General features: G+C 49.4%; 1 protein-coding gene. It reads left to right on the top strand.

Annotated features, from left to right (window positions below):
* A partial coding sequence (locus ICN20_RS10195; RefSeq protein WP_216240518.1) for a filamentous hemagglutinin N-terminal domain-containing protein occupies positions 1 to 1,127 on the top strand: 1,127 nt, incomplete at both ends.

Genomic DNA, 1,127 nt, shown 5'->3' with positions numbered 1-1,127 from the left:
AATGCACTCCCCACCAACGGTCAAGTCATCGCCGGCTCTGCATCCATTTCCCAAACCCAAACCCCCACCTCAGCAGCAATGACAGTGAATCAAACAACGCAACGTGCGGTAGTGAACTGGGATAGTTTTAATGTCGGTAAAAATGCATCAGTCACCTTTAATCAACCCAACGCTAATGCAGTAACACTGAATCGTGTGACTGGTGCAACTGCTTCAATGATTGAAGGTGCAGTAAAAGCCAACGGACAAGTCGTCTTTGTAAACCCCAATGGCGTGACCTTTGGCAAAGGCGCAGACATTAATGCTGCTGGTGTCGTAGCCACCACTATGGATATCTCTAATAAAGACTTCATGGAAGGTAAAGCCACTTACAAAGGTAATGGCAAGGGATCAGTCACCAATGAAGGCAAGATCACAACCAACGTAGAGGGTGGTTACATTGCCCTGTTAGCCCCAGAAGTGCGCAATGATGGCTATCTTCTAGCCAAAAAAGGATCAGGCACCGTAGCGCTAGCAGCCGGTGAGCAAATTACCCTGGACTTTAAGGGCAACTCCCTGATGTCCGTCAAAGTAGATACCGTAACCTATAACGCCCTTATTGAAAACAAGCGGGTTGTTGAAGTCAATGGTGGCCTAGTCGTCATTGCCGCAGGATCAGCCAATCAACTGATGGCCAGTGTCATTAAAAACACCGGCCGTATCTCTGCCAGCAGTATGGTCAGCAACGGCGGCGTCATTGAACTCGTAGCCAATACCATCAATCAAGCTGGCAAAGTAACAGCGAACAGCAAAACTGCCCAGGGTGGTCAGATCAATATCGTCGGTAATGACATCACCATTGCCCAAAACTCCAAAACGACTGCTACTGGCGCTACCAACGGCGGCCAAGTGAACATCGGCTTAGCTGCAACAGCAGTATCTGGTGGCACTCAGGTCAATGTGCAAGCAAGTAATCCAAATCAAGCTGCGCAAAATGTGAAGGCCAATGCTGATGTGGCGTCCAGTAAAAACCAGCTAGCCCAAACGGTCACCATCGAAGAGAACGCGCTCATCGATACCTCATCAACCAGTGCCGGCAATGGCGGAGCCATTGCCATCTGGTCTGAAGTAAAAACCACCGTTGCCGG

The organism is Polynucleobacter sp. JS-Polo-80-F4, from assembly GCF_018881965.1.
Lineage (GTDB): Bacteria > Pseudomonadota > Gammaproteobacteria > Burkholderiales > Burkholderiaceae > Polynucleobacter.
Note: the sequence above shows the minus strand (reverse complement) of the source record. Positions and strands in the feature narration are given on the sequence as shown.